Consider the following 25,150-nt stretch of genomic DNA (forward strand, 5'->3'; position numbering starts at 1 on the left):
TCCCTGAAGATATGTTCGTTATTGAGGTGAGCTTGCCACATCCAGAAATTTTATCAACTGGTAAAATTTATCTTTCGGTCAAAAATGAAGAACCCGGACGAAATCGCCCGGGCCCACAAGGCTGGGTGCAAGAATTTTCGGCGAAAATTCTTGCCGCCTGCCGCAAGGATGTCAGACCATTCCGGCGAGATGACCGGATTTCACCCAGACACGCGTGCCTTCGGCGCCGACGATCAGTTCCAGCCGCGCGCCCGGTGGCAGGCGCAGCCAGTCCCAGCGTGCAAAGGAGTCCCCGCCCTCCCGAAACCCGCCCTCCAGCACGAAGACCTCGATCCCGCCGGGCAGATCGCGCGTCACCTGCGCACCCGCCGCCCAGCTTTCCAGCCGCACCTCTTCATGCGCATCGGCAAAGAGCGTCTCGTCGCTCTTTCCGGTGATCGAACGGCGCACCTCTGTGCGGTCGGCTGGGTCGAACTGGTGCAGCTTGACCAGGATGGTCGCCCCAGGTTCGGTCGCGGGCGTATGGGACGAGGTCGGCGGGTTGCGCACGTAAGATCCGGTCGGAAAATCGCCCAACTCATCCTGAAACACACCGTCCAGAACCAGGTATTCCTCGCCTCCGTCATGGGTATGGGCGGCAAAGGCGCTGCCCGGCGCAAAGCGGACAATGGTGGTGGCCCGTGCCACTTCGGCCCCGATCCGGTCCAGCATCTTGCGTTCGACACCGGACGCGGGCGACGGGACCCAGTCTGTCTGGTCGAAATGCACCGCTGCGCGTTGGCTGAAGTCCGCATTGATCCGCATGGGTTATCTCCTGCTTGCTCTGTCGCCCTTCGATCTGGCGCGCTGCGAGGACCAAGAAAGCATGTTCACGCAGAGGTGATCAACCGCCCTGACCCTCGACCGCGGTCAAGACACTTGACAGGGGCTATTCCTTTAACCTTAAAATTTCATGCATGAAGGAAGTTCGTCAGCACCCATGGTTCGCAAAGCCGGTTCCCGCGCTGCTATCGCGATTTTCGATAGCGGCATTCGGACAAATTCCTTGTCTTGCAGCCCCGCCCCGCCCGACGCTGAAACAAGCCCGCGATGGCAAGCACCGGTAAGGAGGAACACGTGATGGCCCGGCTGAGCGCCTTCAATTTCCAGAAATGGATCGACGAACACAAGCATCTGCTGAAACCGCCCGTCGGCAACCAGCAGATCTGGGAGGATGCGGATCTGATGGTGACCGTGGTCGGCGGCCCCAACAAACGCACCGACTATCATGACGACCCGGTCGAGGAATTCTTTTACCAGCTCAAGGGCGACATGGTGCTGAAACTCTACGACGGCGGCGAGTTCTATGACGTGCCGATCCGCGAGGGCGACATTTTCCTGTTGCCGCCGCATGTGCGCCATTCGCCCCAGCGCCCGCAAGAAGGCTCGATTGGTCTCGTGATCGAACCCAAACGCCCCGAAGGCGCCCATGACGCCATCGAATGGTATTGTTTCGGCTGCGGCAGCCTTGTGCACCGGGCCGAGCTGTTGCTGGAAAGCATCGTGCGCGATCTGCCGCCCGTCTATCAGGCCTTCTATGCCGACGAACAGGCGCGCACCTGCCCCAATTGCGGCGAGGTTCATCCGGGCAAGGAACCACCAGAGGGTTGGGTGAAACTGTAAACCGCGTTTAGACTAGCAAAAAACAACGATTCCAACAGGGAGAGAACCACATGACAATCAGCTTCAAGGGACTGGCCCGGGGGGTTGCCTGTGCCGCGCTGGTACTGGCCGCGCTGCCGGCGGCGGCCAAGGAATTTCGCCTGGGCCTGATCACCCCGCCACCCCATACCTGGACCAAGGCCGCCGAGGCCTTTGGCGCCGAATTGTCCGAGAAATCGGGCGGTGCGCATTCGGTCTCGGTCTTCCCCGCCCGCCAGCTGGGCAACGAGGCGCAGATGCTGCAACAGTTGCAGACCGGGGCGCTGGACATGGCCTTCATGACCGTGGCCGAAGTGTCGAACCGGGTGCCCAACATGGGGGCGTTTTATGCGCCATATCTGGCCAAGGACATCAACCACGCCTCGGCCATCCTGCGCTCGGACACCGCGCGCGGCATGCTGGCGGTGCTGCCGCAAGAGGCGGGCGTGGTCGGTGTCGGCTATGGCAGCGCCGGGATGCGCCAGATCCTGAGCCGGGGCGCGGTGAATTCCGCGGCCGATCTGTCCGGGCTCAAGCTGCGGATCACGCCGTTCGATCCGATCCTCGATTTCTACAACGCGCTGGGGGCCGCACCCACGCCGATGCCGCTGCCGGCGGTCTATGACGCGCTAGCCAATGGCCAGGTGGATGCGATCGACATGGATGTCGAGCTGATCAACGTGTTGAAATATCATGAACATGCCGACACGCTCTTGATCTCGAACCACATGATGTTCCCGATGGTCGGGCTGATCTCGGCCCGCGTCTATGCCGGGCTGAGCGATGCGGACAAGGCGATGATCTCGGAACTGATGGCCAAGCATGTGGACAGCACATTGGACGTTTACATGGCCAAAGAGCCGGAATGGACCGATGCGCTGACCAAGGTGGGCAAGACCTTCAAGCGGGTCGATCAGGACTTCTTCGGCGATGCCATCGCACAATGGGAGACGATCTGGGCGGACAAGGCCCCATCCTTGCCCGAGCTGCGCAAGACCGCTGCGGACCTGCAATAATCCCAGAAAACCCCGCGTCGGGCCGGCCCTGTGCCGGCCCGTTTCGCGACATTTGAAGGCAGGCACATGCTGTATCGGGCATCGCATCTCTGGGCCAGGGTCGAACTGGTCTGCGCCGCCGCGCTGGCGGCGTCGGTCACCGGGCTCATACTGCTCAACGTGGTGACCCGCGCTGCGGGCAACGCCATATATTGGGTGGATGAGGCGGCAATCTATGCCATGGTCTGGATGACCTTTCTGGCCGCATCCGCCGCGATCCATTTCCGCAGCGCCATCGCCGTTACCCTGGTGAATGAGATGCTGGACGGGCACGGCGCGCGCATGCTTGAGCGGGTGGTCGATCTGGTTCTTTTCGTCTTTGCCTGCCTGATGGTCTGGATTTGCCTGCGCTGGTTCATGCCGCTGGAACTGATGCGGGCGGGCTGGGACGTGAAGGCGTTTCAGGGCCAGACCTTCAACTTCATCTACGCCGAACCCACCAACACGCTGGGCCTGCCCAAGGTCTGGGTCTGGTTGGTGATGCCATTGTTTACCCTTGGGGCCCTGCTGCATTCGGCGGCCAATCTGTTTTATCCGGGCCGACACCCCGAGGCGGAGGCCGCGCAATGACCCCGATCCTGTTCCTTGTGCTGCTCTTTGCCTCGGTCCCCATCGCGCTGGTGCTGGCGCTGACCGCGCTCTGGTACATCTATGACAGCGGCAACCTGGTTCTGTATGACAGTTTCGCCCAGCAGATGTTTGCCGGGGTCGAAAACTACGGGCTGCTTGCCATTCCGCTGTTCATCCTGACCGGAGAGCTGATGAACGAAGGCGGCATGACCCAGCGCCTGGTGCGCGCCGCGCGTGTCTTTGTTGGCGGGTTTCGGGGCGGGCTGGCCTATATCAACCTGCTTGCCAACATGTTCATGGCTGCCATCATCGGCTCGGCCGCCAGCCAGATCGCGGTGATGAGCCGGGCCATGGTGCCCGCGATGAAGGAAGAGGGCTATGACCCCGGTTTCGCTGCCGCCACCACCGCCGCCGGCGGGCTGCTGGCACCGGTGATCCCGCCCTCGATGCTGTTCGTGATCTATGGCGTGCTGGCGCAATTGCCGATCGGGGATCTGTTCATCGCGGGCATCATCCCCGGCCTGATCATGGCGGGCTCGTTCTTTGTGGTGGTGGCGCTGATCGGGCTCAGCCAACAGTTTCCCAAGGGCGACTGGATGACCATGCCGCAGGCCTTGCGCGCCCTGCGCGACGCCCTGCCCGCCTTTCTGATCCCGCTGGCCATTGTCGGCGGCATCCTTTTCGGCATCGCCACCCCCACCGAAAGCGCCGCCGTCGCCTCGCTGATCGCCTTTGGCGTGGGCTGGCTGGTCTATCGCGAGATCCATATCCGCGATCTGGGCGCCATGTTCGCGCGCACCGCCACCAATTCCTCGCTGGTGATCTTCATGATCGCGGCGGCCAATGTGTTCGGCTGGGTGGTGATCTACGAGGAACTGCCGCAGAAGCTGGCGGCGTTTCTGTCCACCGTCACCTCAGACCCGTTCACCTTTCTACTGATCGTCAACCTGTGCCTGCTCTTTGTGGGCATGCTGATCGACGGCATCGCGGCACTGATCCTGATCACGCCGATCCTGCTGCCGATCGCGATGAACAGCTATGGCATCAGCCCCTATCAATTCGGGGTGGTGATCAGCCTGAACCTGGTGTTGGGCCTGCTGACGCCGCCGGTAGGCGTGGGTCTCTATATCGCCTCGGCCATGTCAGGGGTGCGCCCCTTTACCATCTTCACCGCGCTTTGGCCGTTCCTGCTGGCGGTGGCGGTGGTGCTGGTGATGCTGAGCTATTTCCCCATCCTGAGCACCGCGCTGATTTGACCACCCTCGATAGCGGCATGACCCGTCAGGGCATCAGCACCTGTGCACGCGCGAAACTGGCACTGTCGGCGCTCAGATCGTCATAGATCAGTTCGACATCAATTTGCGCCACCGAACCCGCAGGGAAACTGCGGAATGGCAGCCCATCGCTGTCGATGATCGCATTGGGCGCGGCGGTTTCGGCATGACAGGGCGGCAGGGGCCAGATCTCGGGCGCGGCCCCGTTGATCGAGACCGACATCTGCGCCAGCCCGCAGCGCCAGGACCACAGATGCGTGACATAGAGCAGGTCCTGCCCGTCATAGTCGCGCAGCGCCACCCAGTTGCCGCGCGTGGCATTCAGGATCGGCTTCACTTCGGTCGCGGTGGTGAACTTGCCGCTGGGCACCTGCGGCTCGGCCACCAGTTGGGGCGCGGGCGACAGAAAGGCCGGCGTCGCGGGGGCCTCGGCTGTTGGTTCGGGCTTCAGGAACGCAGGGGCCGCAGGCGCGTCGGCAGGGGCCGTAACAGCGGCGCTTTCGGTTGGCGTCGGCGCCTTGCCCTCATCCTGGGACGACTGCGCCGCGCCGGCGATGAGGAAAAGCAGAATATCGAGCATCTGGAACGGGCCTTTCAAAATCAGTTGGCGGGAAATCCGGGCTTTTGGCGCCCGGCCCCTGCCCCTATACTACGTCAAAACAGGGGCGCCGCATCACCAAATCCGGCGGCGGGCAGAGATGACAAAACAACAGGTCGCGAAAACGACGGAGCGCAGACCCTTTAACATCGTGGTGGTGGGTCAGAACAACCGCCTGCAATACGAGGCGGTACTGTTTGCCGCCTCGCTGCGCCATTCGACACCCGATTTTGACGGCCGCCTGTTCGTCGCCCACCCACAGCCCGGCCCGAAATGGGATGAGGACCCAAGCATCCAGAGCGACGAGCTGCGCGCCGCGCTCGACATGCTGGGGGCCGAGCTTTTGCCGTTTGACAACAAGGTTTTCGGCCAGACCTATCCGCATGGCAACAAGATCGAGGCGCTGCTGGCCCTGCCCGAGGGTGAACCTTTTGTCTTTTTCGACACCGATACGCTGATCACCGGCGACCTGATGTCGGTGCCCTTCGATTTCAGCCGCCCCACCGCCTCGCTCAAACGCGAGGGCACCTGGCCCCAGCCCACTCTCTATGGTCCCGGCTATACCGAGATCTGGCGGGCGCTTTACACCAGGTTTGGGCTGGATTTCGAAAGCTCGCTGGATTTCGATCAGCCAGACGAATACTGGCGGCGCTATCTCTATTTCAACGCCGGTTTCTTCTATTATGAATGCCCCCACAAGTTCGGGCACCGGTTCCTGACCTATGCCCGCTCGATCCGCGATACACCACTGACCGAACTGGTCTGCCAAAGCCTCAATCCTTGGCTCGACCAGGTGGCGCTACCGCTGGTAATCCATTCGTTTGGCGGCGGGCGCGACAGCCTGCCCGAGGGGCTGCTGGACGGAACGGTCAGCTGCCACTATCGCCTGTTCCCGCTGCTCTACGCGCGCGAGACCGATCGGGTGGTCGAGGTGCTGGAAGAGGTCTGCGCGCCCAACAAGATCAAGAAAGTGCTGAAGAATTACGAACCGCTAAAAAAAATGGTCTATCAGGGCAAGGGGGAAAAGATCCGCGAGATGTTCGACCGCGAGAACCTGCCGCACAAGGAACAGGCAATCCGCAACCGGATCAAATCCAAGGGGCTGTGGCTGCGTTGAAACGCGGCAGGGGCGCCAGAATGCGCACCATCATGCGATATGGGGGAAGCCGTTTATGGTACCGCCTCCCTGGCTTGAACAGGGGACCTCTGGATCCACAATCCAGCGCTCTAACCAACTGAGCTAAGGCGGCACCGTGAGGGGCGATGTACCCAACCGGGTTGCGGATTGCAAGAGGGTCAGAGTGTAATTTTCCAGCTTTGTTCGACCAGGTCGACGCCAAAGGAATGGACCGGTTTGCTGTCGACCAACTGCCAACCGGTGGCCGCGTAAAGGGCACAGGCGGCGCGGTGGCTTTCATGGGTCCAAAGCTGCATTTGCACATAACCCTTGCTGCGTGCAAAGCCCATGCAAGTGTCGATCAGACGCCGGCCCAGGCCCCGCCCGCGCGCCTCGGGCACCAGCAGGAACAGGCGCAGCTTGGCGGTGCTCTCGTCCAGCCGGACACAGAAGATGCTGCCCAGCCGCTGACCATCCGCCTCGGCGATCCAGCCTTGTTCGCGATCGGGGTCGTGATTGGCGATGAAATCGTCGAGGATGCGCGCAACCAGCGGCCCGAAACTGTCATCGAACCCCTCGTCCTGCGCATAGAGCGTGCCATGCCGCTCGACCAACCAGGGGGCGTCTTCAGGGCGAAAGGGGCGAAGGTTGATCGTGTCCATGGGATATCAGACCCCGGAACCGGCTTGATTCTCAACCCGGCCCGGTCTAGTCCGGCAGCAGTTTTCCCGGAGGACGAGATGGGCATCAATACCGAACGCGATATCGAGGCGAATCTTCAGATCGGCCCGACCGATGCCGGGATGGTGCGGCTCTTTGTCGAGGCGCACGGAGTCGAGGTGCCGATGGATTTCGATCCCGAGGAGGCCGAGGAAATCGCGGATGAAATCCGCGCCGCCGCACAGGCCGCCCGCCTGATGTCCAAACGCTGAGGCGGCGCCGGAAAACGACACGTTTTCCGGGCCGTTTTCCGGTGCGGAAAACGGCGCTGGCCGCTCTCGACGCGCTTCATTCGAAAATCCCGTGGCCCTCGGGGTCGCGCAGCGCCTGCAGGCGCCGTGCCGCATGGGTGGCGAATTTCTGGATCAGCACCTTACGCCGGGCCGGGGCGAGCTTTTGCTCGGGCGCCATCCGCACGATCTCTGCATCATAGGCATCGGCAATCAGCAGCCCGCTTTCCGCAGGCAGCAATTCGGCCGGAAATTCCACATCCACCGCCCAGAAATAGCGGTCACACCACTCCAGATACCCCTGCCATTTCGAATCCGCCTGAAAATCGGCGCGGCTCGACTTGCATTCGACCACCCAGATCTCGCCCTTGGGGCCCAGCCCCATCACATCGACACGCAGCCCGCGGGCGGGCACGAACTCTTCGACCGAGACGAATCCATGCGCCCTGAGGTGACGTGAAACGCCACGCGCCAGCCGCTGTCCGGGTAACAAATCCAGTGTCATGGGCACATGGTGAACAATAGGTGAACAAAATTCAAGCCCGTTCCCGTCATCTGCCCCCTTGCGGGCGGTAGCGGTGCGCCCTACCTATGGGGGCGGCGGGTTCTGCCCTTCTCGTGACAGGTAGCATTCCGGTGGCCTTAAACATTTCCGAGGGGGCTGGCTCTGTTCAGGTCCTGGCCTGATTACCTGGCGCCCACCTGTATATACAGGTCCTCGGGAATCGAACCGCACGGTCGACACTTGGTGGTTCCCGCCGCATACCACCCGATGACCCGGGATCAGCCCCGCTGCGCGGCCGCTTCCTGCCGGGCCGGCACCGGGCGCAGGTCGGACACCTTGCTGCCACCGCGCGGCGGCGTGTCGTCCTCGGCCAGGCTCATGATCTTCCAGGCGAATTGCACCCCGGCAAAGACGATCCCGTTCATGAACCACAACATGAACACGGCAAGCAGCGCCGAATCGGACCGGGCGATCAGCCCCCGGAGGCCAGCGATATCGAGCCACAGGAGACCCGCGATGAACACCGCCGATATCGAGAAACCAACCAGAACCTGGGTGATGTAGAGACGGATCAGACGGGGCATGGTCTTACTCCTTGTTGTTTCTTCTCATCTTAGCGCAGAATGATCTGAAAGGCAGGGTATCCCAGCGTATCTGCGACAATATATGCCGGAGACGGAATGCGAAATCTCACCGAGTTTGCGCTCGATCTTTTGGAAAGCCTCTCGCACATCTTCGACGACGACGCCCGCTGGGAGCACACGGTTGCCCGCCTGAACGCCTTTGGTTTCAAGGCGCTCAACATGGGGCAGTTTACTCCCAAGACCGGGATCCTGCACTGGGCGCACAGTTCGATGGCGCCGGACTGGCTGAAAACCTATGCCGAGGGCGGCTATTCGGATGCCGATCTGGTACTGGCCCAGACCGTCCAGGGGCCGGAAAGCCTCTATATCGATTCGGGCCGCCGCTTGCAGGAGAGCAACTCGACCACCGCCACGGCGCTTTATTCGGGGTTGGTCGAACATGGGTACCGACATGTCTTTAGCCTGGTGGTGCCCTGCCCCGGCAATCTGGCCATGCTTGTGGCGCTGTTTACCGATCACCCCGAAGCCGGGGCCTGGATGACCGAACAGGCCACCGGAATGCGTATCCTGGCCACCGTGATCGGCACCAATCTGGGTCCAGGAACCGCCCGGGGCTTGCGCCCCGGACAGGACCTGACCCCGATTCTGGGCACGACCGCGCCCCTGTCGCGCCGTGAAAGCGAGGTGCTGCATTTGCTGGCCGACGGCCTGCGCAACGAACAGATCGCCGACGCGATGAAGATCAGCGAGATCACCGTGCGCATGCACCTGAAATCGGCCCGCGACAAGCTGCGCGCACCCACGCGCGAGGCGGCGCTGGTTCGTGCGGTGCAGATGGGACTGCTGACCAATCCCCCCTATCGGAACAGATAGGTATCCACCGCCGGGTCCGTAAGCTAGCGTTCACGGGCCGGGTATCAGTCGTGAGTGGTGGCCCCGGTGAATTTTATCCAAATATTTCAATATGCGGCGGCGGTGTAGTCCCTTGGACAACCCGCCGCCGGTTTGCCTGCTCTTCGCGCCGCCAACACAAGGCGACAAGGCGCTTCAGAACGCCTCGGGACGCGCCTCGCGCGCCATGTGATCCAGCACCGCGTTCACGAAACTGGTCTCACGCCCCTCGGGAAAAAACGCGCGCGCGATATCGACGAATTCGGTGATCACCACCTTGGGCGGTGTGTCGTTCTGGCTCAACTCGGCCCCCGCGGCGCGAAACAATGCACGCAGCGTCGGGTCGATCCGCGCGATCGGCCATTTCGCCACCAGCGCGCGGTCGGTCATCTGATCGATAAGCGCCTGATTGTTGACAGCTTCGCCCACCAGCGCGCGAAACAGCTTCGTATCCCCTTCGGCCAGTTCGTCACCCTCGTAGACGGCGCCGAAACGGTGGTCGAGAAACTCGGACACGACGGATTCGACCGTCTGGCCCGAATGCTCCATCTGGAACAGCGCCTGCACGGCATAAAGCCGCGCGGCGGATTTCATCTGGCGTTTCCGGTTGACCGGTTTGGGGGTGTCGCTCTGGCTCATGCGGTGCGGGATCCGTTCTTGTCCTCGGCGAGAAGAATGTCCTCCGCCTTGGGGCGGAAACCCACATCCTTTCTCGAAGCGCCCCACTTACGTCCGAGCGCGATCAGATGCAAGGCCGCAGCAGCCGCGCCGCCACCCTTGTTCATCGCCGCCGGATCGGCACGCACCTCGGCCTGGGGGCGGTTCTCGACCGTGAGGATGCCGTTGCCGATGCACAGGCCCTGAAGCCCCATCAGCTGGATCGCGCGGCTGCTGTCGTTGCAGACGGTGTCGTAATGGGTGGTCTCGCCCCGGATCACGCAGCCAAGCGCCACGTAGCCGTCGAAATTGCTCTGCCGGTCGGCCATGGCGATGGCGGTGGGCACCTCAAGCGCGCCGGGCACCTCGACAAGGTCCCAGCTGCCGCCCACCGCCTCGATCTCGGCCTTGGCGCCGGCGACCAGATTGTCGGCGACATCCTTGTAATAGGGCGCCACCACGATCAGCAGTTTCACCGGCTTGTCGAATTCGGGGCGCGGCAGGGTGTAATGGGTCTCGTGTCCGGCCATGTCAGGCGTCCTTCAGAATGGGGCGGGTGCCGACGATGGTCAGGCCATAGGCGTCGAGCCCGAGATACTTGGTTTGCGGAGAGTCGGTAAGCAGAACCAACTCGTGCAGGCCCATCTTGGACAAGATCTGGGCGCCCAGACCGGTCTGCTTGATGGTGCGCACGCCGTCCTCGTCGCTGGCATAAAGCGCGTTGCGCGGCTGGCGGAACAGGCAGACGACGCCGCGCCCTTCGGCGGCGATCTTCTCCATCGCGCGGGGCAGTTCCTGCGTCGGCTTGGGGCCGAGGCCCAGCACATCGGACGCCTCGTGCAGCGCATGGGTGCGGGTCAGCACCGGTTCGGGGGTCGAGATGTCGCCCTTGACCAACACCACATGTTCGATGCCGTGGGTCTGGTCGGTAAAGATGCGCATCTCCCACGCGCCACCATATTCCGAGGTGACGGTGCTGCGGGATGTTTCGTCCACCAGATTGTCGTTGCGGGCACGATAGGAGATCAGGTCGCTGATGGTGCCGATCTTCATTCCGTGCCGCTCGGCGAAATCGACCAGGTCCGGCAGGCGGGCCATGGTGCCGTCTTCCTTCATGATCTCGCAGATCACGCCCGAAGGGTTCAGCCCGGCCAGACGCGAGATATCCACCGCCGCCTCGGTATGACCGGCGCGCACCAGCACCCCGCCCCGTTTGGCGCGCAGCGGAAAGATATGGCCGGGTGTGGCCAGGCTTGCCATGGTGTTCTGTTCGTTGATCGCGGTGGCAACCGTCAGCGCCCGGTCGGCGGCGGAAATGCCGGTCGACACCCCCTCGCGCGCCTCGATCGAGACGGTGAAGGCGGTTTCGTGGCGAGAAGAGTTGTTGACTGCCATCATCGGCAGGCCGAGACGGTCGATCCGGTCGGCGGTCATCGGCAAGCAGATCAGCCCGCGCCCATGGGTGGCCATGAAATTGATCGCGGCGGCATCGGCAAACTCGGCGGCGATGCACAGGTCGCCCTCGTTCTCGCGGTCCTCGTGATCGACCAGGATATACATCCGGCCCTTGCGCGCCTCGTCGATGATCTCCTCGATCGGACTGATCGCGTCGCGCAGGCGGGCCTCGACGGGTCCGGGCGTCTCAAAGCTCATGGGGCGGCCTTTCAGCTGTCTTGTCTGCCTGCGCAGATAGACCACCGCGCGCGCGAATGCCAGTGCACAAACGGCAGGCAAGGTGCGGGACGCGGCGTTCAGGCCTGGCTGCGGGGGGTGGATTGGGGGCGCTGCCCCCGGCGCCTGTGGCGCCTCCCCCGGAGTATTTTTGGCGAAATGAAGGGGCGAAGGTCTACGCTAGCCCGCCTGATGGGCGAAATACTCGGCCGAGGGCAGGTATCCAGCCGCGCGCCCGGCGGCGGCCCAGTCGGCCTCGAGCGGGGCGTCACCGATGATCAGCACGCCCGAGGCGGGCAGGCGCTGACTGTGGATCAGCCCCTGCACCCGGTCGCGCATCTGCGCCCAGCTGTCGGAAAGATGCGGTGCGCGATCGGCGGCGGCCAGTGCGCGATTGGTCGCCAGCACCGCCTGTGGCGTGGCGGGAGGATACACCAGGGTCAGGCGCGTGGCGCTTTTCACCTGTTCGATCTGACGCGCTTCGGGCGCGGCAATCTCGCCGTCCGAGCCAAAGATACGCAGCGCGTTGGACGAGAACAGCAGGCCCAGGATATCCTGGCCCGAATACTGCCGTACCTTTGCATAGGTGCGGTAGGTCATACCCAGTTCAGCCGCTCGGCGCATGCGCATCCGCAAAACCAGCATCGGGATTGCCTCAGGCATCAGCGCCTTTTGCGCCTGCCGCCAGGCATGGGTGCGCCAGAGGCGCCCGCTCTCCATCGACGGACCCCCATTATGCCCGATCCCGGCCATGGCTTAGAGCGCCTCGGCCAGCCGCGCCACGTAGCGCGCCAACATGTCGATTTCCAGGTTGACCCGGTCACCTACCGCCACGCTGCCCCAGGTGGTCGCCTCTTTGGTATGAGGGATGAAGTTGATGCCGAATTCGGCCCCCTCGACCGCATTCACGGTCAGCGAGGTTCCGTTCAGCGCCACAGACCCTTTGGGCGCGATGAAACGGGCCAGTTCAGCGGGTGCACGCAGGGTGACGCGGGTGCTGTCGCCCTCGTCGGCGATGGCCACAACCTCGGCCACCCCGTCCACATGGCCCGACACGATATGGCCGCCCAGCTCGTCGCCCACCTTGAGCGCGCGTTCGAGATTCAGCCGCTTGCCGACCGACCAATCGCCCAGATTGGTCTTGGACACGGTTTCGGCGCTGATCTCGACATCGTACCAGTCCTCTCCCAACGCGATCACGGTCAGGCAGACCCCGTCGCTGGCGATCGAGGCGCCGATGTCGATACCCCCAGTATCGTATCCGGTGCGGATGCGCGCACGCAGGTCGCCGCGCTGTTCCAGTTCGACCACGGTGCCGATATCGGTGACGATGCCCGTAAACATGGTTCTTACCCTTGCTATGCCATTCCTGAACCGGGGTAGCGCCCCGCCGGGCGCACGGCAAGCCCCCGCTTGCTCCGCTGCCCCGCCCCGGTCATAGTTTCGCCCGATTGGCCGGTCAGGATGTCGGCCATGCCCAACAACCGGGCGGCGTTAACCATGAAAGGCGCAGGTATGCCCGCACCGACCCAGACCAGACGGGTCTTTCTGTTCCTTCAGGGGCCGCATGGCCCCTTCTTCCACGCGCTTGGCCGGATGCTGCGCGCGGCGGGAGCCGAAGTCTGGCGCGTGGGGTTCAACGCGGGCGACCGTGCGTTCTGGTTCCATCCGCCAAGCTTCATTCCCTACAAGGGCGCGCATGAGGACTGGCCGCAAGCGTTCGAGGAGTTGCTGGAGCGCAAGGGCGTCACCGATATTGTCCTCTACGGCGATACCAGGCCCATCCATGCCAACGCGGTCACGGCGGCCCGGGCGCGCGGTCTGGGCATACATGTGTTCGAGGAAGGCTATCTGCGGCCCTATTGGGTCACCTATGAGCGCGAGGGCTCGAACGGCAATTCACGCCTGATGCAAATGACGCTGGAGGACATGCGGGCGGCGTTGGCGCTGTCGGATCTGGAAACGCCGCTGCCGCCTTCGCATTGGGGCGACATGCGCCAGCATATCTTCTATGGCGCGCTCTATCACTGGTTCGTCATGTTCACCAATCAAGGCTATCGCCGGTTCAAGCCGCATCGCGACCTGCCGGTAACAAAAGAATTTCAGCTTTACCTGCAAAGGCTGCTGCTGATGCCTGTGCTGGCGGTCGAACGGATGCTGGCCACCGCGCGGATCCGCAATGGCGGTTTCCCCTATCACCTGGCCCTGTTGCAGCTGGAACATGACAGCTCGTTCCAGCAACACTCGCCCTTTTCCACGATGACCGATTTTCTGGAAGAGATCTTTGACGGCTTTGCCCGCGGCGCCCCCCGGCACCACCATCTTGTCGTCAAGGCGCATCCGCTGGAGAACGGTCGGGTGCCGCTCAGGCGCGAGGTGCGGCGACTGGCCCGCCAGCATGGACTGGCCGGTCGGGTCCACTACGTGCGTGGCGGCAAGCTGGCTCAGCTCTTGAACGATGCGCGCAGCGCGGTCACGGTGAACTCCACCGCCGGCCAGCAGGTGTTGTGGCGCGGTATCCCACTCAAGGTGTTCGGCCGCGCGGTGTATGACAAACCCGAATTCGTCTCGACCCAGCCCGCAACCGAGTTCTTTGCCGCCGCCAACCGGCCCGACGCCCGCGCCTACAAGGAGTATCGCCGCTATCTGCTGGAAACCAGCCAGTTGCCGGGCGGCTTCTATTCGCGCAAGGGTCGGCGCCAGTTGCTGCGACAGGTCGTCGACATGATGCTGTCACCGGAAGATCCCTATGACGCGTTGAAATCAGGCAAAGCGGCACCTCGGCAACAGTTGCGTCTGGTGAACTGAAACCAGATGCAGCCGGGACTGGATTTTTCATCCGGATTCCGATAGTTTGACAAAAAAACTGAGGCAGAAACATATAAGGTCGAGGAGACCGAGCAGTGAAACTGATCCCCGTCCGCTGGGCGAAGCCCGTTCTTGTGCTGGCTGCGATGTCTGTCGCGGCCTCATGTTCGTTGCCGAAAGTCGGCCCCAACAAGCGGGAAATCTTCGCCGGATCCGTTCAGAAGGAGGGCGACGCCTTTATCGTCGCCGTCAATGACCGCGTCACCCGTGCCACCGCCGTCGTGCCGGCGCTGGGCTTTTCGGATTCGTTCAAAAATGCATCCCCCCTCACCTCGGACACGATCAGGCCCGGTGACGTGCTGGGCCTGACCGTCTGGGAAAACGTCGATGACGGGCTGCTGGCCAACGAGGCCACCAATGCCACCATCCTTGACGAAGTGCAGGTGGACAGCGCCGGTTTCATCTTTGTGCCCTATGCCGGGCGTCTGCGTGCCTCGGGCAATACGCCCGACCAGCTGCGCGAGATCATAACCTCCAAGCTCGAAGAGCAGACCCCCGATCCGCAGGTGCAGGTGCGCCGCCTGGCCGGTGACGGCTCGACCGTGTCGCTGACCGGCGCGGTGGGCGGTCAGGGCATCTATCCGATCGAACGCCCCACCCGCACCCTATCGACCATGCTGGCCCAGGCTGGCGGCGTGACCATCCAGCCCGATATCGCCGAGGTGACCGTGATCCGCGGCAACCAGCAGGGCAAGGTCTGGTATCAGGATCTGTTCAATCATCCCGAGCTGGACATCGCCCTGCGTGGCGGCGACCGCATCCTGGTCGAAGAGGATACCCGCTCGTTCACCGCGTTGGGAGCCACCAACACCCAGGCGCGCGTGCCGTTCGAAACACAGGACCTGTCGGCGCTTGAGGCGATCGCCCAGGTCGGCGGCCTGATCTCGGCGGCCTCGGATCCGACCGGCGTCTTTGTCTTCCGCAACGAACCGGCCGAGATCGCCGGCCAGGTGCTGGGCCGTGACGACCTGCAAGGCGCGCAGCGCATGGTCTATGTGTTGAACCTGACCGAGCCGAATGGCCTGTTCACCGCCCGTGATTTCGTGATCCGGGACGAGGATACGCTCTATGTCACCGAGGCGCCTTATGCCCAGTGGACCAAGACCATCTCGCTCATCTCCGGCGGCCTGACCCCGCTGGCCAACCTGCAGACGATCGCTGGCGGCTGACGTATGTCGCCCAGTGGCAAGAACCGGGCAGCCGGGGGCGAGCGCTCTCGGCTGTTCGTTTATAACGGCGGCTTTCTGACTCAGCGCCGCCTGCGCCGGATCCTGTCGCTGGCCGGATACGACATCCGGCTCGGCCTGCCGGGTGACGGCGACCCGGTTGGCATCTGGGGCAACAGCCCGACCGCCCATCGCGGGCTTGCCGTGGCCGCACGCCGTTCGGCCCCCCTGCTCCGGGTCGAGGACGCCTTTCTGCGCTCGCTCTTTCCCGGCCGCGCGGGTGAGCCACCCCTTGGCTTGCTGCTCGACCGAGCGGGCGTGCATTTCGACCCCACAACGCCCAGCGATCTGGAACAGATGCTGGCAACCTACCCACTAGACGATACCGCGCTGCTCAACCGGGCACGTGACGCCATGGTGCGCATCCGCGAAAGCCACCTGAGCAAGTATTCCGCCACCGATCCCGACCTGACACCGCCCGAACCGGGCTATGTGCTGGTGGTCGACCAGACCCGAGGCGACGCCTCGGTCACCGCCAGCAAGGGCACCGATGCGCTGTTTCGCGAGATGCTGGTCTTTGCGCAAGAGGAACATCCCGGTGCAAGGGTGCTGATCAAGACCCACCCCGAAACCGCCGCCGGATTCCGCCCCGGTTATTACGGTGACAGCGATGCCACTGCGCGGGTCAGCCTTTTTGATGCGCCCGTCAGCCCCTGGGCGCTGCTCGAAGGCGCGGTGGGAGTCTATACGCTGTCTTCGCAACTGGGGTTCGAGGCGATCCTGGCCGGGCACAAACCCCGCGTCTTTGGCCAACCCTTTTACGCGGGCTGGGGGCTGACGCTGGACGAACACCCGGTGCCCCGCCGCGAGCGCCGCCTGACCCGGGCGCAGCTCTTTGCTGCCGCGATGATCCTCTATCCCACCTGGTACGATCCGTTTCGCGACCGGCTGTGCGAGCTTGAAACCGTGCTCGACACGCTCGAGGCGCTGACCCGTGCCTGGCGGCAGGACCTCACCGGCTGGACCGCCGGCGGGATGCGACTGTGGAAGCGCAAGCCGCTGAAACAAATGTTCGGGCAATACGGCAAGGTCAGTTTCACCGACAGCCCAGCCCCAAGCGACCCCCGCCCGCATATGGTCTGGGCCGCCCGCGCCTCCGGTGTCAACGAGATCACTCGGGTCGAGGACGGGTTCCTGCGCTCTCGCGGGCTGGGCGCAGAGCTGGTCCCCCCCCTGTCACTGATCACGGATGAAAGCGGCATCTACTACGATCCGACCCGGCCCAGCGATCTGGAAACGCTGATCGCCCGCCGCGCGACCCTGCGCAACGATCAACGCCAAAGGGCCGAGACGCTGGTCCGCACGCTGACCACGGCGCGCATCAGCAAATACAATCTCGGCGGCACCCTGCCTGATCTGCCCCCCGGCCACCGCATCCTGGTGCCCGGCCAGGTCGAGGACGATGCCTCGATCCTGACCGGCACCGGCGAGATACGCAGCAATCTCGAGTTGTTGCGGGCCACCCGCGCCGCCAATCCCCAGGCGGTGATCGTCTACAAGCCACACCCGGATGTCGAGGCGGGGCTACGTGTCGGCGGCATCGAGCCCGGAGAGCTGGCCGACGTGGTCGCAACCAAAGCCGACCCGATGCAGCTTCTGGATAAGGTGAACGAGGTCTGGACGCTGACCTCGCTCTTGGGGTTCGAGGCGCTTCTGCGCGGCCTGCCGGTGACCACTCTGGGGGCGCCGTTCTACGCCGGCTGGGGACTCACGCGCGACCTGGGTCCAGTGCCGGCCCGGCGCCAGGCCCGGCCAGACCTGGCCGGTCTCGTCCATGCCGCGCTGATCGACTATCCGCGCTACTGGGATCCGCGTACTGGCCAGCCTTGCCCGGTCGAGGTCGCCGCCCAACGCCTCGCCTCGGGCGCCATCCCCCATCCCGGCGCCGCCAACCGGCTGCTGTCAAAGCTGCAAGGTCTGCTGGCCACCCATGCCCATCTGTGGCGTTGAGATCCGCATCACCTGCGCCCGTGACAAATTCGGAGATGAGTATTTACAACCAGAAAGAAGCAGCAGTCCCTTCACTTTGCTCCAAATACTCCCGCCGGAGGCATCCGCCCTTGCAAGAACACTCTTCTCCCGGAAACCGGCGATGCCAAGCCTCAAAGCCCAAGATAAAGCGCGCCGAAGGCGCTCAATGGGATCAAGGCAGGGTTATGGGCGCTGCCAGCGGTGCAGGATGTCGGCGCCGATGGCGCGAGCCTCAATCAGGTTGAACCGCGCCGCCTCTGACAGCTGCTCCAACCCCAGCACGCCCACGGCGGGCAATCCCTCGGCCCCGATCGCGAGACCTGCGGTAAAGCCCACCAGTTCATCGACCAGATCGGCCGCCAAAAGCGAGGCGGCAAGCGACGCGCCGCCTTCGCAGAACACACGCGTAAGCCCCTGCCCACCCAGTTGCCGCAGCAGGTCGGTCGCGCTGATCTGGCCGGCCTCGACCGCACAGGGGATCAGCCGTGCGCCGGTACCTTCCCAGGCGCGGGCGCGGTCGCCATCCACGCCGGGCCCATGGCAAAGCCAGACCGGCACCTGCCGCGCGGTCCGGGCCAGCTGGCTCATCAGTGGCAGGTCGAGATAGCGCGACACCACCACCCGCACCGGCTGTTGTGCCACGCCCATGTCACGCACCGTCAGCGAGGGGTCATCTGATCGCGCTGTCCCCGCCCCCACCAGCACCGCATCGTGACGCGCGCGCATGGCATGCACCGCGCGCCGCGCCTCGGGGCCTGTGATCCATTGGCTTTCGCCCGAGGCGGTGGCAATACGACCGTCAAAACTACTTGCCAATTTCAGGGTGACCCAGGGCCGGCCGAGCTCGGTATTCAGGAAGAAGCCCGCAAGATCGCGCGCCGCCTCGGCTTCACCGATGCCGACCGACACTTCGATCCCGGCCTCGCGCAGCATTTCAAACCCGTTCCCCGCCACGCGCGGATCGCTGTCCTCGATGGCCGCGACCACCCGTGCCACACCGGCACCGATCAGTGCCTCGGCGCAGGGCGGCGTCTTGCCGTGATGGGCGCAGGGTTCCAGCGTGACATAGGCGGTGGCGCCGCGCGCCGCGGCGCCCGCCTGGGCCAGTGCCACCACCTCGGCATGGGGCCGCCCGCCCGGCTGGGTCCAGCCCCGCCCGACGATGCGACCCTCGTTGACGATGACGCAGCCCACCGCCGGGTTGGGCCAGCAGACACCCTGCCCACGCCGGCCCAGCGATAGGGCCAGCGCCATGTATCGCGCGTCAGACATGCTCACTCTTCGGTTGGCGGGCTTGGCGGGCGCAGTTCATGAACGAAGTCCTCGAAATCGTCTGCCGCCTGGAAGTTCTTGTAAACGCTGGCAAAGCGCACATAGGCAACGGTGTCGATCCGGGCCAGAGCTTCCATCACGATCTCGCCGATCTTCTTCGACGGAATATCTGTCTCGCCCATGCTTTCCAGCCGCCGCACGATGCCGGAAATCATCTGGTCGATCCGCTCGGGGTCGATGGGGCGTTTCTGCATCGAGATGCGGATCGAGCGTTCCAGCTTGTCGCGGTCGAAATCCTCGCGTTTGCCGCTGGACTTGATCACGACGAGATCTCGCAGCTGCACCCGTTCATATGTCGTGAACCGGCCGCCACACGCGGGGCAGAACCGGCGTCGGCGGATCGAAACATGATCCTCTGCCGGGCGTGAATCCTTGACCTGAGTGTCGATATTTCCGCAAAACGGGCAGCGCATCCGCCGTCTCCTCGTCCGTTAATCCGCCTCTTTTGTGAACGCTTCGGCTCACTTATCCACAACTATAGGACCAACGCTAGGATTTGGGTAGAGGAGATTTGCAGCCCCAACATAATGGGCGGCAAGCGTCAGGCGAAATGGGCGGCGATCCGTCGATCATGGGGCGCAAGGCGGTGTTCGACCAGATAGATGCCCTGCCAGGTGCCCAGCAGCATCGCCCCCGCCCGCACCGGAATGCCCAGCGACACCGGCATCAGCGCTGCCTTGATATGGGCGGGCATGTCGTCGGGGCCTTCGTAAGTATGGCGCAGATAGGCCATCGAGGGGTGGTCGGCGGGCGGCACGAGACGGTCGAAAAAGGCGGTCAGATCGGTCTGCACCTCGGGATCGGCGTTTTCCTGGATCAGCAACGAACACGAGGTATGCCGCACCATCAGAGTCAACAGCCCGTCCCCCTGCCCCGTGAGCCAGCGGCTCACCTCGCCGGTAAACTCGTAGAGGCCCACGCCCCGGGTCGAGATCGAAAACTCGGTCAGCACGGCACCCGCGCCCTTGGCCTCAGGGCCGCACCGGGCCAAACTCGCAATAGCTGTTGCCCTGATTGACGGTCATGTTGTCCCCGACCTTCAACCCGGTGCGGATGGTGGTCAGCTCGTTTTCCAGCGGCGTCACGCCCACCGCCTCGGGCGTCATCGAGAATTGCACCGCCGTCTTGCGCCCGGTGGTCACGCTGGGCCCGCGCCCGCGCACCAGATAGATGCGGTCATTCCAGCCCGCACCCAGCTCGCGCCGGGCATATTCCGAGGCCGCGCACCAGAAATCGCCGACCCGCTGCTTGCCGCGCGGAACAACCTCGAACACCGCGTCATTGACCGGCAGAACCCGGTGTCCCATCCGCGTGGTCAAGGCCTGGGCTTGAGCGCCGGTCACCAGAATTGCGGTCACCGTGAGAATCTTTGTCAGTCCGGTCATGGTCTCGATCCGTTTTGCTTATATGCTCTATCTAGGGTGCATCTGTGGACAGAGACAGGGGAGAGCACGCAGAAATTACCCCGCCGCATTGATTTGCCGCAGGAAATTTAGACAAGAACGGCGCCTCTGGCCTCTCTGATGAAACAGGGGCGCTGCCCCTCTGGAGCCCTTGGCCCCATTCACCCCGGGATATTTTGGGCAAGAGGAAGCGGAATGCATGCTCTGTCGCAAAAAAGGGGCACGTCCGACCAAGCGTTGCGACAGAGGCAACTGCACAGGATTGGCAGACGGCGTTGCGCTCTGTTCATGTCGTGCAAGCCGCGCCCCAAAAGAAAACGCCCCCTTGCGGGGGCGCCTTGATCACTGATCCAGGAAGCTGCGCAGCTTGCGCGAGCGGCTGGGGTGTTTCAGTTTCCGGAGCGCCTTGGCCTCGATCTGGCGGATGCGCTCGCGGGTGACGCTGAACTGCTGGCCCACCTCTTCCAGCGTGTGGTCGGTGTTCATGCCGATGCCAAAGCGCATGCGCAAAACCCGTTCCTCGCGCGGGGTGAGCGAGGCCAGCACGCGGGTCGTGGTTTCCTTGAGGTTTTCCTGAATGGCGCTGTCCAACGGCAGAACGGCATTCTTGTCCTCGATGAAATCGCCCAACTGGCTGTCTTCCTCATCCCCGATCGGGGTTTCGAGGCTGATCGGCTCCTTAGCGATCTTCATCACCTTGCGGACCTTTTCCAGCGGCATCTGCAGCTTTTCGGCCAGTTCCTCGGGCGTGGGTTCGCGGCCGATCTCGTGCAGCATCTGGCGCCCGGTGCGCACCAGCTTGTTGATCGTTTCGATCATGTGCACCGGGATACGGATGGTGCGGGCCTGATCGGCGATGGAGCGGGTGATCGCCTGACGGATCCACCAGGTCGCGTAGGTCGAGAACTTGTAGCCTCGACGATACTCGAACTTGTCCACCGCCTTCATCAGGCCGATGTTGCCTTCCTGAATGAGGTCGAGGAATTGCAGGCCGCGGTTGGTGTATTTCTTGGCGATGGAGATCACCAGGCGCAGGTTGGCCTCGACCATTTCCTTTTTCGCCTGACGGGCCTCTTTCTCGCCCTTCTGCACCTGTTGCACGATGCGGCGGAATTCCGAGATATCCAGACCCACATACTGGCCGACCTGGGCCATGTCGGCGCGCAGCTCTTCGACCTTGTCGCTTGAGCGTTCGATGAACATCTGCCAACCGCGACCGGGCTTTTCACCCATCTCGGCCAGCCAGTTCGGGTCCAGTTCGCGCCCGCGATAGGCGTCGATGAATTCCCGGCGGTTGATACGGGCCTGGTCGGCGAGCTTGACCATCGAACTGTCGATGGACATGACCCGCTTGTTGATACCGTAAAGCTGGTCGATCAGCGCCTCGATACGGTTGTTGTGCAGGTGAAGTTCGTTCACCAGCAGCACGATTTCCGAGCGCAGCGATTGATAGGTCGCCTCGTCGTTGTCACTGAACGAACCATCCTCGTTCAATGTGGCCGAGATACGGCTGTCCTGCATCTCGCTCAGCTGCGCATAGTCGGACGAGATCCGCTCGAGCGTGATCAGCACCTTGTCCTTGAGCGCGGCCTCCATCGCGGCCAGCGACATGTTGGCCTGATCGTCCTCGTCATCGTCGTCTTCGGTGGCAATCGGGTTGCCGTCGGCGTCGTATTCCGGCGTTTCCTCGCGCTGCGGCTTGGCGGTCTGCACGGCGCTGGTGGACACCACCGGCTCTTCGTCCTCGTCATCCAGCTGGTTGCCGAACGTGGCCTCCAGGTCGATGACGTCGCGCAGCAGGATGTCTTCGGAAAGAAGTTCGTCATGCCAGATCGTGATCGCCTGAAAGGTCAGCGGGCTTTCGCACAGCCCGGCGATCATCGTGTTCCGACCCGCCTCGATCCGCTTGGCGATGGCGATTTCGCCCTCGCGGCTGAGCAGTTCGACCGACCCCATTTCGCGCAGATACATGCGCACCGGGTCGTCGGTACGGTCGAGCTTCTCGGTCTGGGCGCCCGCGAGCGCAACCTCGCGATTGCTTTCGGTGGTGACCAGATCGGTCGAGCCCTTCTGCTCTTCCTCCTCGACCTCCTCGTCCTCGATGATGTTGATGCCCATCTCGGAGAGCATCGACATCACGTCTTCGATCTGTTCGGAACTCACCTGATCCGGCGGCAGCACCTGGTTGAGCTGATCGTAGGTGATGTAGCCCTTTTCCCGGGCCTCGGCGATCATCTTCTTGACTTGTGCCTGACTCATGTCGAGCGAGACTTCGTCTTCCTGGTCTTCGGGCTTCTGGTCTTCGGCGGTGTCCTTGGCGGCCATTCAGTGCTCCTGCAGGGATGGGCGATTCGTGTAAGCCGAATCATTAGTGCTCAGAATTGATTCGGCCACCCGTTTACCGGTTTTATTTTGCCTTTTCCTTAGGAAAACGCCCTAGCGGCGTTTCCGGCGAAAATCGATTCCCGCCATGATCGCGTCAAAGGCCTCGCGTTCGTCGCGCTTGATTCGCGCGCCATTGTCGGCCACGTCGAACAGCGCCTTGTCCTCGTTCTGGCTGCGCGCAGCGCGCTGTTTCTCTTCGGCGGCCTGTGCAACGCGCCAAGTCAGCGACTCGTCGGCATCCTCGGCGATGTCCTCTCGGGCCTCCTCGATCTCGGCGTCATACCCCCTCAGCGCCTGGAGTTTTGCGAGTTCCTCCGCCAGCGTCATTTCCGCCAGCTCAACATCGCCCGGTCTGCGCACACAGGGGATAATCTGGACATGGCGCAGCGCGTAGAGGTTTTCAAGGGCCTCGGGGCCGAGATTGTCGTCAATCCTGTCACGCAGCCCCTGCGGGTCGTCAATCCCGATGCGCAGCGCCAGATCGCGCAGCATCGCCAGGTCGGCATCGCGGCAGTCGAGCCGTTCCAGCGCGTGTTCGAACCGCACGATCACCTCAGGTGTGGCAATGGCGGCTGCCAGGATCACCGTCTCGCGCAGCCGGATCTGCGCCGCGTCGTCGGAGCTGGCCAAGAGCGAGGCCCGCGTGCCCGGCGTGGCCGCAACCGGCGCCGCCTTCCATGTACCGCGCGGCTGCCAGGGCTGTTTCGGGCCGCGCTGTGGCCGGAACAGCTGCCAGCGCAGGTCCTTGATCTCCTGCCCGTAATGGGCGCGGATCGAGGGGTCGCGGATCAGCTTGATCTTGTCGCGCAGCGCCTTGTCCAGCGCCGCCTTGCGCTCGGGGCTGTCGAACACGCGGCCTTCGGTCTCGCGCTGCCACAAGAGCTGCACCATGGGCCGGGCCTGATCCAGCACGCTTTGCATGGCTGCGGCTCCTTCGGCGCGGATCAGGTCGTCGGGGTCCTTGCCCTCGGGCATTATTGCAAAACGGACCGACTTCCCCGCTTCCAGCAGCGGCAGCGCCAGATCGACCACCCTTAGCGCCGCACGTAGCCCGGCAGTGTCGCCGTCGAGCGCCACGATGGGTTCATCCGCAATACGCCAGATCATCTGCAACTGATGCTCGGTGACGGCCGTGCCCAGCGGCGCCACCGCGGCGCCGAACCCGGCCTCGGACAGCGCGATCACGTCCATATAACCCTCGGCCACGATCAGCGGCTGGCCCTGCCCCGCCGCCGTCCGGGCGGGACCGTGGTTGAACAGGCTGCGGCCCTTGTCGAAGAGCGCGGTTTCGGGCGAATTCAGGTATTTGGCATTGTCCTTGGGATCCATTGCCCGCCCACCAAAGGCGATGCAGCGCCCGCGCGCATCCCGGATCGGGAACATGATCCGGTTGCGGAAGGTGTCATAGGGCTTGCCGCCCTTGGTCGAAGGCTTGGCCAGCCCTGCACCGATGATCAGCTCCTCGCCCACGCCTTTGCCGCGCAGGTGGTCCCACAACCCCTGCCAGCCATCGGGGGCAAAACCGATCTCCCAGCGTTCCAGCGCCTGTGCGCTGAGGCCGCGCCGGGCCAGATAGTCGCGCGCCGCTCCGCCGCCCCCGGCGCTCAGGTTCAGGCGGAAGAAGCGCACCGCCTGTTCCATCACCTCGGCCAGCTGGCCGCGGTGGTCCTGTTTCTCCTGCGCCTTGGGGTCGCGCGCGGGCATCGTCATACCGGCCTCGCGGGCCAGGATCTCGACCGCCTCCATGAAACCGACATTCTCGGTCTGCTGGACAAAGGTCAGCGCGTCGCCCTTGGCCTGACAGCCGAAGCAATAATAGAACCCCTTGCGGTCATCCACGTGGAACGAGGCCGACTTTTCATGGTGGAACGGACAAGGCGCCCACATGTCGCCCTTGCCCTGGTTCGACTTGCGCATGTCCCACATGACCTTGCGCCCGACAACCTGTGTCAGGCTCAGGCGGTTTCGCAGCTCGTCCAGAAATCCGGGGGGCAGTGACATGGGACCACGATGGCAGAAAGCGCAAGGCGCGCCAAGCGGGCGGCGCGCCTTATCCACAGCGAAGACGGCCCATCAGGGCCGGACAAGCGCGCCTATTGCTTGAGGCAAAGCTCCAACCAGGCGGCCGACAGGTCCTGATCGCGCACATCGCGCATCTTCTGCTGATAGACCCAGGGCGCGATCAGCGGGATGGCGGCGTTGTAATTGTCGGGCCAGGTCGGGTTGGTGGCGGCCACCGCGGCGGGCACGTCACGTTCCTTGACCCGGTCCAGCCGCGCTTTCTGGATCGCAGCCACCACATCGGCCTGATATTGGCAGCTCTGCTGCTTGGTCTCGGCCGCCGCCAGCGGCGAGGCCGCAAGCAGCGCAACAAGGGCGTAACGGTTCATGGGTCGTCTCCCGGGATTCGAAG

The 25,150-nt window shown here is 63.7% G+C and carries 27 protein-coding genes and 1 tRNA gene; 10 read left to right on the top strand and 18 right to left on the bottom strand.

Annotated elements, in window-relative coordinates:
• Nucleotides 1-171 precede the first annotated feature (171 nt).
• Nucleotides 172-804 (bottom strand): cupin domain-containing protein, encoded by a 633-nt coding sequence (locus AC2FNA_RS01880; RefSeq protein ID WP_496824008.1) that lies wholly within the window; start codon nt 802-804, stop codon nt 172-174.
• A gap of 315 nt (nt 805-1,119) precedes the next feature.
• Between AC2FNA_RS01880 and nbaC the strand changes: the two genes are divergently transcribed.
• From nbaC to AC2FNA_RS01900, 4 genes are all read left to right on the top strand, one after another.
• A complete protein-coding gene (gene nbaC, locus AC2FNA_RS01885; protein WP_496824308.1) occupies nt 1,120-1,662 on the top strand; it encodes a 3-hydroxyanthranilate 3,4-dioxygenase in 543 nt (180 codons plus the stop codon).
• Between the two features lie 50 nt (nt 1,663-1,712).
• Complete coding sequence (locus AC2FNA_RS01890; protein ID WP_234136523.1) at nt 1,713-2,696, top strand: TRAP transporter substrate-binding protein; 984 nt, start codon at nt 1,713-1,715, stop codon at nt 2,694-2,696.
• Between the two features lie 66 nt (nt 2,697-2,762).
• Complete coding sequence (locus AC2FNA_RS01895; RefSeq protein WP_496824010.1) at nt 2,763-3,305, top strand: TRAP transporter small permease; 543 nt, start codon at nt 2,763-2,765, stop codon at nt 3,303-3,305.
• Nucleotides 3,302-4,561: a TRAP transporter large permease gene (locus AC2FNA_RS01900; RefSeq protein WP_496824011.1), complete on the top strand. Its 1,260-nt coding sequence runs from the start codon at nt 3,302-3,304 to the stop codon at nt 4,559-4,561. Before AC2FNA_RS01895 ends, AC2FNA_RS01900 begins: the two co-directional genes overlap by 4 nt.
• Before the next feature lie 25 nt (nt 4,562-4,586).
• On the opposite strand, the gene AC2FNA_RS01905 is transcribed toward AC2FNA_RS01900, so the two are convergent.
• Nucleotides 4,587-5,159 (bottom strand): hypothetical protein, encoded by a 573-nt coding sequence (locus tag AC2FNA_RS01905; RefSeq protein WP_496824012.1) that lies wholly within the window; start codon nt 5,157-5,159, stop codon nt 4,587-4,589.
• 118 nt (nt 5,160-5,277) lie between these two features.
• Here AC2FNA_RS01905 and AC2FNA_RS01910 point away from each other — a divergent pair, with 118 nt between their 5' ends.
• On the top strand, nt 5,278-6,294 hold the full coding sequence (locus tag AC2FNA_RS01910) for a GT-B fold glycosyltransferase domain-containing protein (protein WP_496824014.1): 1,017 nt from the start codon (nt 5,278-5,280) through the stop codon (nt 6,292-6,294).
• Nucleotides 6,295-6,350: 56 nt separating this feature from the next.
• Here AC2FNA_RS01910 and AC2FNA_RS01915 read toward each other — a convergent pair.
• Nucleotides 6,351-6,427: transfer RNA gene (locus tag AC2FNA_RS01915), tRNA-His, on the bottom strand.
• 46 nt (nt 6,428-6,473) lie between these two features.
• Nucleotides 6,474-6,956, bottom strand: a complete 483-nt coding sequence (locus tag AC2FNA_RS01920; protein WP_496824016.1) for a GNAT family N-acetyltransferase — start codon at nt 6,954-6,956, stop codon at nt 6,474-6,476.
• A 78-nt stretch (nt 6,957-7,034) separates the two neighbouring features.
• Here AC2FNA_RS01920 and AC2FNA_RS01925 point away from each other — a divergent pair, with 78 nt between their 5' ends.
• Entirely contained in the window at nt 7,035-7,226 is a 192-nt protein-coding gene (locus AC2FNA_RS01925) for a DUF6324 family protein (RefSeq protein WP_234136517.1), read from the top strand.
• A gap of 76 nt (nt 7,227-7,302) precedes the next feature.
• On the opposite strand, the gene AC2FNA_RS01930 is transcribed toward AC2FNA_RS01925, so the two are convergent.
• Nucleotides 7,303-7,749 (bottom strand): MmcB family DNA repair protein, encoded by a 447-nt coding sequence (locus AC2FNA_RS01930; RefSeq protein WP_496824018.1) that lies wholly within the window; start codon nt 7,747-7,749, stop codon nt 7,303-7,305.
• Between the two features lie 278 nt (nt 7,750-8,027).
• On the bottom strand, nt 8,028-8,333 hold the full coding sequence (locus AC2FNA_RS01935) for a hypothetical protein (RefSeq protein ID WP_496824020.1): 306 nt from the start codon (nt 8,331-8,333) through the stop codon (nt 8,028-8,030).
• Between the two features lie 96 nt (nt 8,334-8,429).
• On the opposite strand from AC2FNA_RS01935, the gene AC2FNA_RS01940 reads away from it, so the two are divergent.
• Nucleotides 8,430-9,206: a response regulator transcription factor gene (locus tag AC2FNA_RS01940; protein WP_496824022.1), complete on the top strand. Its 777-nt coding sequence runs from the start codon at nt 8,430-8,432 to the stop codon at nt 9,204-9,206.
• Nucleotides 9,207-9,380: 174 nt separating this feature from the next.
• Here AC2FNA_RS01940 and nusB read toward each other — a convergent pair whose 3' ends face one another.
• From nusB to AC2FNA_RS01965, 5 genes are all read right to left on the bottom strand, one after another.
• Complete coding sequence (gene nusB, locus AC2FNA_RS01945) at nt 9,381-9,863, bottom strand: transcription antitermination factor NusB (protein ID WP_234220053.1); 483 nt, start codon at nt 9,861-9,863, stop codon at nt 9,381-9,383.
• Nucleotides 9,860-10,411 carry a 6,7-dimethyl-8-ribityllumazine synthase gene (locus AC2FNA_RS01950; RefSeq protein ID WP_496824024.1) on the bottom strand — a complete coding sequence of 184 codons (552 nt, stop codon included), beginning with the start codon at nt 10,409-10,411 and terminating at the stop codon, nt 9,860-9,862. Before AC2FNA_RS01950 ends, nusB begins: the two co-directional genes overlap by 4 nt.
• 1 nt (nt 10,412) lies before the next feature.
• Nucleotides 10,413-11,534, bottom strand: a complete 1,122-nt coding sequence (gene ribB / locus AC2FNA_RS01955) for a 3,4-dihydroxy-2-butanone-4-phosphate synthase (RefSeq protein ID WP_496824026.1) — start codon at nt 11,532-11,534, stop codon at nt 10,413-10,415.
• 198 nt (nt 11,535-11,732) lie between these two features.
• On the bottom strand, nt 11,733-12,272 hold the full coding sequence (locus tag AC2FNA_RS01960) for a hypothetical protein (RefSeq protein WP_496824027.1): 540 nt from the start codon (nt 12,270-12,272) through the stop codon (nt 11,733-11,735).
• Between the two features lie 36 nt (nt 12,273-12,308).
• The gene (locus tag AC2FNA_RS01965; RefSeq protein ID WP_234145089.1) at nt 12,309-12,896 is read right to left on the bottom strand and encodes a riboflavin synthase; all 588 of its coding nucleotides are present in this window, start codon (nt 12,894-12,896) and stop codon (nt 12,309-12,311) included.
• A 171-nt stretch (nt 12,897-13,067) separates the two neighbouring features.
• Between AC2FNA_RS01965 and AC2FNA_RS01970 the strand changes: the two genes are divergently transcribed.
• The 3 genes from AC2FNA_RS01970 to AC2FNA_RS01980 all read left to right on the top strand — a co-directional run bounded on the left by AC2FNA_RS01970 (nt 13,068) and on the right by AC2FNA_RS01980 (nt 17,596).
• On the top strand, nt 13,068-14,360 hold the full coding sequence (locus AC2FNA_RS01970; protein ID WP_496824030.1) for a capsule polysaccharide biogenesis protein: 1,293 nt from the start codon (nt 13,068-13,070) through the stop codon (nt 14,358-14,360).
• Between the two features lie 95 nt (nt 14,361-14,455).
• Nucleotides 14,456-15,589 (top strand): polysaccharide biosynthesis/export family protein, encoded by a 1,134-nt coding sequence (locus AC2FNA_RS01975; protein WP_496824032.1) that lies wholly within the window; start codon nt 14,456-14,458, stop codon nt 15,587-15,589.
• Between the two features lie 3 nt (nt 15,590-15,592).
• Nucleotides 15,593-17,596, top strand: coding sequence for a capsule polysaccharide biogenesis protein (locus AC2FNA_RS01980; protein WP_496824033.1), 2,004 nt, complete (start codon nt 15,593-15,595; stop codon nt 17,594-17,596).
• 204 nt (nt 17,597-17,800) lie between these two features.
• Here AC2FNA_RS01980 and ribD read toward each other — a convergent pair whose 3' ends face one another.
• The 7 genes from ribD to AC2FNA_RS02015 all read right to left on the bottom strand — a co-directional run bounded on the left by ribD (nt 17,801) and on the right by AC2FNA_RS02015 (nt 25,127).
• Nucleotides 17,801-18,889: a bifunctional diaminohydroxyphosphoribosylaminopyrimidine deaminase/5-amino-6-(5-phosphoribosylamino)uracil reductase RibD gene (gene ribD, locus AC2FNA_RS01985; RefSeq protein WP_496824035.1), complete on the bottom strand. Its 1,089-nt coding sequence runs from the start codon at nt 18,887-18,889 to the stop codon at nt 17,801-17,803.
• Between the two features lie 2 nt (nt 18,890-18,891).
• The gene (nrdR, locus tag AC2FNA_RS01990; protein WP_234136505.1) at nt 18,892-19,362 is read right to left on the bottom strand and encodes a transcriptional regulator NrdR; all 471 of its coding nucleotides are present in this window, start codon (nt 19,360-19,362) and stop codon (nt 18,892-18,894) included.
• 128 nt (nt 19,363-19,490) lie between these two features.
• Complete coding sequence (locus tag AC2FNA_RS01995; RefSeq protein WP_496824037.1) at nt 19,491-19,901, bottom strand: secondary thiamine-phosphate synthase enzyme YjbQ; 411 nt, start codon at nt 19,899-19,901, stop codon at nt 19,491-19,493.
• 19 nt (nt 19,902-19,920) lie between these two features.
• The gene (locus AC2FNA_RS02000; RefSeq protein WP_496824039.1) at nt 19,921-20,334 is read right to left on the bottom strand and encodes a hypothetical protein; all 414 of its coding nucleotides are present in this window, start codon (nt 20,332-20,334) and stop codon (nt 19,921-19,923) included.
• A 360-nt stretch (nt 20,335-20,694) separates the two neighbouring features.
• Nucleotides 20,695-22,677: an RNA polymerase sigma factor RpoD gene (gene rpoD, locus AC2FNA_RS02005; RefSeq protein WP_496824041.1), complete on the bottom strand. Its 1,983-nt coding sequence runs from the start codon at nt 22,675-22,677 to the stop codon at nt 20,695-20,697.
• Nucleotides 22,678-22,788: 111 nt separating this feature from the next.
• Nucleotides 22,789-24,738 (bottom strand): DNA primase, encoded by a 1,950-nt coding sequence (gene dnaG, locus AC2FNA_RS02010; protein ID WP_496824042.1) that lies wholly within the window; start codon nt 24,736-24,738, stop codon nt 22,789-22,791.
• A 92-nt stretch (nt 24,739-24,830) separates the two neighbouring features.
• Nucleotides 24,831-25,127, bottom strand: a complete 297-nt coding sequence (locus tag AC2FNA_RS02015; protein WP_496824043.1) for a hypothetical protein — start codon at nt 25,125-25,127, stop codon at nt 24,831-24,833.
• Between the last annotated feature and the right edge of the window lie 23 nt (nt 25,128-25,150).

It is taken from the genome of Ruegeria sp. YKSD163, from assembly GCF_059612905.1.